Annotated in this window: 1 protein-coding gene and 1 pseudogene; one reads left to right on the top strand and one right to left on the bottom strand. The window is 68.6% G+C overall.

Annotation, left to right across the window (positions count from 1 at the left end; all coding sequences use genetic code 11):
- Window positions 1–429: pseudogene (locus HUK84_RS17485) on the bottom strand (hypothetical protein); the annotation flags it as partial.
- Between the two features lie 508 nt (window positions 430–937).
- Between HUK84_RS17485 and HUK84_RS17480 the strand changes: the two are divergent.
- The coding region (locus HUK84_RS17480) for a radical SAM protein (RefSeq protein WP_246285762.1) at window positions 938–1601 on the top strand (664 nt) is incomplete at its 3' end.

Genomic DNA, 1601 nt, shown 5'->3' with positions numbered 1-1601 from the left:
GGGGGCGTCGAGCACGATCGGCGCCGGGCCGTCGCCGGGCGCGGGCCTGAGCGTGACATGGCCGAGATGGAACAGCGCGCCCCGGGTCGGGGTGATGGTGACCTGGACCGTCTGCCCCTGCGGCACCGCCTGCAGCCATTCGGGCAAATGGGGGCTGCGGCCGTCCATGGCAGGGCCGGGGACGGCATTGCCGGCCGGTCGCAGCCCGACCTGGATGCGGACGGTCGCGGCATAATAGCCGTAGCTGTCCAGCGCCGTCGCGAGACGCGCGTAATCGTTGCGGATCCGCCCCGCCAGCGCGAAGGGGCTGACCGCGCGGGTCTTCTGCAGGGCCAGGAGGCTGGAAGAGGCGCTGATGGCGCTGTCCAGGTCAGCCTGGCCGGTCGGGCGAATCGTCGTGGTGTAGGTTTGCGGGTCGGAGCCGAGCATGGGGCGGGGACAGAGGCCAAGGCCGAGGCCGCAGGCTGCGCCGGCGCATGCCTGAAGGCGCCTGATGACGATTTTTGCCGCCGCCGTGTCCGCCCTGCCCCGCGATGCGGCGCGACGCCGCCCTGACCATGCCAATATGCCGTGTCCCGCCCGTTTCCTCGCACGGCGGACCTGCCGCGCGCCGACGCAGTGTCTATGCCATTTATAAGGCAATGATTTGACGCGACGACAGAAAAACGGGGCTGGCGGTTTTTTGTTGCGGGAATTGGAGGTTCATCTTGACAATCCCCCCGTATCTTTGCCTGATCGATGCAGAGACGCTCGCAGCACCCGGTGTCGCAGGGGGAGATTCGCCGCGTGATGATCCTGTTCCATCCCGGTATGGCCGGCGCCGGGCCTTGACCCGAAGCTTGACACATATGATGTGTTCCCGCGCCTGCGCGGGATGGTCCGGCGGCGCGACCAGGAAGCCAGTACCGTGACCGAACAGCCTGCCAGCCCCATTGCCATGGAAAAGAATGCCGTGCCCGAGACGCGGGGCCTGCATGTCATCACCTGGGGCTGCCAGATGAACGTTTATGACAGCGCGCGGATGACCGACGTGCTGCGGCCGCTGGGCTATCGCCCCGTCGCGGCGCCCGACGACGCCGACATGGTCATTTTGAATACCTGCCACATCCGGGACCGCGCGGCCGAGAAGGTGTTTTCCGAACTGGGGCGGCTGCGCCTGGTGAAGGAGGCGCGGGCGGCCGAGGGGCGCGAGACGGTGCTGGCGGTCGCGGGGTGCGTGGCGCAGGCGGAAGGCAGGGAGATCCTGGCGCGCGCGCCGTTCGTCGATATCGTGCTGGGGCCGCAGACCTATCACCGCCTGCCAGAGATGGTGGCGCGCGCGGCCCGGGCGGCCGGCGCAGTGATCGACACCGATTTTCCGGCCGAGCAGAAATTCGATTTTCTGCCCGACGCGCAGGCGCCGCAGACGCCCGGCGGGCTGACGGCGTTCCTGACCATCCAGGAAGGGTGCGACAAGTTCTGCTCGTTCTGCGTGGTGCCCTATACGCGGGGGGCGGAAGCCAGCCGGCCGGTGGCGTCGGTGCTGCGCGAGGCGCGACGCCTGGTCGAGTCCGGGGCGCGCGAGATCACGCTGCTGGGCCAGAACGTGAATGCCTATCACG

Origin of the sequence: Nguyenibacter vanlangensis, assembly GCF_013376155.1 — a bacterium.
Lineage (GTDB): Bacteria > Pseudomonadota > Alphaproteobacteria > Acetobacterales > Acetobacteraceae > Gluconacetobacter > Gluconacetobacter vanlangensis.
This window is presented reverse-complemented; position numbering and strand designations above follow the sequence as displayed.